The 2476-nt window shown below is 62.4% G+C and carries 3 protein-coding genes and 1 pseudogene; 2 read left to right on the top strand and 2 right to left on the bottom strand.

Annotated features, from left to right (window positions below):
- Together FJ980_RS35555 and FJ980_RS29755 are read left to right on the top strand one after the other, a co-directional pair.
- Positions 1-151: pseudogene (locus FJ980_RS35555) on the top strand (MFS transporter); the annotation flags it as partial.
- A 149-nt stretch (positions 152-300) separates the two neighbouring features.
- The gene (locus tag FJ980_RS29755; protein ID WP_140547193.1) at positions 301-759 is read left to right on the top strand and encodes a hypothetical protein; all 459 of its coding nucleotides are present in this window, start codon (positions 301-303) and stop codon (positions 757-759) included.
- Positions 760-879: 120 nt separating this feature from the next.
- On the opposite strand, the gene FJ980_RS29750 is transcribed toward FJ980_RS29755, so the two are convergent.
- Together FJ980_RS29750 and FJ980_RS35105 are read right to left on the bottom strand one after the other, a co-directional pair.
- Positions 880-2067: an ISNCY family transposase gene (locus tag FJ980_RS29750; RefSeq protein WP_210243772.1), complete on the bottom strand. Its 1188-nt coding sequence runs from the start codon at positions 2065-2067 to the stop codon at positions 880-882.
- A 204-nt stretch (positions 2068-2271) separates the two neighbouring features.
- Positions 2272-2476, bottom strand: a 205-nt coding sequence (locus FJ980_RS35105; protein ID WP_210243771.1) for a hypothetical protein, incomplete at its 5' end; no start/stop codon positions are given.

Below are 2476 nucleotides of genomic sequence, written 5' to 3'. Positions count from 1 at the left end.
GTGCTACGGCGTCGGCATGGTGCTCGGCCCGCAGGCGATAGGCATCGGCATGGATGCGTTCGGTCCCTCTGGCTTCGGCTGGTCGCTCGGCCTGTTCTTCGCCGCCTACATGGTTCTTGCCAGCGTCAGGTTGGTCCGCAAGATCTTGTAAGCCGCCACCGGCGCAAACCGGATTCACGATCGCCCACTACCGGCTGGCCCATAACTGGCTACCCACGGATGACTGGCGGCTGACAGAACCGTGTCAGCAGCCACGGTTTATACGGAGACCTCAAAACACCTGAAGTTGAGGAGACTCCGATGATCGACAGCGGCTTTGAAACCACATCATTGCGGATGACGCTGCTCCTGCTTGTCACTTTCCAGGCGCCGGCCGCGGATGTCGACCGCATCATGGACGCCGTGGTGGCGCTGGCGCCGCTGGCCATGGGTAAATATGACCGCAACGCCTACCAGTCGGCGCATGGCATCGAGCGCTACCGGCCACTTGACGGCGCAGCCGCCGGCGCCGAGACCGAATTGCGGCGGCGCCCCGGCACGGTCGAGGTTTCGTTCGAATTGCCCGATGACCAGGAATTGGCGGCGCGCGTCGTAGAAGCGATCTTTCAGGCGCACAGCTACCAGGAACCGGTGATCCGCAGTCAGCCGGTCCTTGCCAGCCGTTCCAAGGGACTGGACGACCGCGCCAATCCGAATCGCTGGTGGAACACCACGGGAGATTGGAAGAAAACCATCGTTCTGGAGGCGGAACACGTGTGAATGCCGACAGGCATTGGCTTCCGTGACGGCGGCAAGGCGCGTCGGGCTGTCGGTAGCTAATCAAGTTGTCCGGTTTGGTAGCACATGATCTGTCCGCTTCTGTTTTGGCGTCGAAGCGGTTCACGCGGCTTGCCTGATGGGGCAAGTGTCTTCGATTTCGGCGCCGTCAGGGCTGTAGCGAGCGATGCGGCGCGGCCCGTGAAAGATCGCGAGGGTTCCATCCGGGTAGTGCCTGACCTTGACGGTGGCTTTGACGAAGTGATGCCGGATCGGGCTCTGCGGCAGCTGCAATCGCAGCCGCGCGAAGGCGACCGTGTTGTCGCGGGCAACGACGCGCTCCTCCTCGATGCACAGGATCTGGGCCAGTTGTTGCGGGTCTGCGGCGACAAAGGCGCTGTCCTCGACCGCGGCCGGCCTGGCGAAGCGGGCATTGTGAGCTGGTAGGTAGGTCTGTGCGATGAACCGGTTGGCGGCCTCGATGTCGGCAATTCCGGCCAGCGCCAGCTCCCTCGGCAGCCGATCCTGCAAGGTGGAGAACATCCGCTCCGAGCGGCCTCGCGCTTCAGGGGAATAGGCTGGAATATGTTCGATACCCAGCCGCTCGAGCGCCCGGCCGACCTGGGTCAGCCGGCTTTTGTCGACCGCCTCGCCGGCTTTCAGCGTCACGAAATAGTGGCTGCCGCGATCGCTGTAGAGGCTCGATGGCAATCCCTTGGCGACGAATGTCTCCAGAAGGCCCTGAAAGCTCGACGCCGTGCCTTCCTCCTCGATCAGGAAGGCCGAATAGATCGTGCTCGTCGCATCGTCCATCGTCACGATCAGGTCCAGCATCGGCTCACCCACCAGCCATCGATGACGGCTGCCATCCTGATGCAGCATCATCCCCTCGCAAGGCTTCCTCTCCCGCTTGCGCCGGTGAGCACCGCGCCGCTTGGCCCGTTCCACAAGGCCCGCCGCGTGGAGCTGCGTCTTGATGAAGGTGTAGCCCCAGCTGAAATGGTGATCGCGCAGCAGGTGCTCGTGGAAATGCTTCACATTCCAGCCGAGGTAGCGATGACGGTAAAGCTCCAGCATCTCCTCAATCGCTTCCGCCGGCACCCGACGCGTCGAAAGCTTGCCCAAGCGCCGATCCAGCAACCCAGCGTCCCCAGCCTCTTCGTACCGGTCGCGGTAGCGTCGGAATTGCCGCTCCGACATGCCAAGCAACTCGCCTGCCTCCATCATCGAAAGATCGCCACCATTCCAGCGGCTCAATACGTCCCGAAACTTTTGCATTCTCCGGTCCTGTAGCCATGCCGTCCGCTTCATCCCCAGCCTCCATCCGCTGGCGATAAAACCGGACAACTCACGTGCTACCTAATCCGGACAACTCATCTGCTTACGACAGCCGTACCGAAAGCCATGCCGACAGCCGGGCGCGTGCCGGGCCACGTTCCGTCTGACGTCGTCGCCGACGTGCGTGCCCTTCCAACAGGCCGAGGCCGGACCTGGCCGCCAACGGGACGTAGCGGTTCAATATATAAGATGACTTATGTATTCAAGTTTCTGTGGAAACTTCGGAACGTCTATGGCATGCCGCTGCCGGCGCGGCCCTCCTGCGGCCGATTGCTTCAAACCGTTTCGAAAGACGCGAACGATGGACCAACTGCGAGCGCAAACCCGGATCAGCGATGCGGCGATCAGGTCGGTGATGGACCGGCTGCGCACCGAGCACAGC

Source organism: Mesorhizobium sp. B1-1-5 (genome assembly GCF_006443065.1).
Classification (GTDB): Bacteria; Pseudomonadota; Alphaproteobacteria; order Rhizobiales; family Rhizobiaceae; genus Mesorhizobium.
The sequence above is the reverse complement of the archived record's forward strand: the minus strand, read 5'-3'. Positions and strand labels throughout refer to the sequence as shown.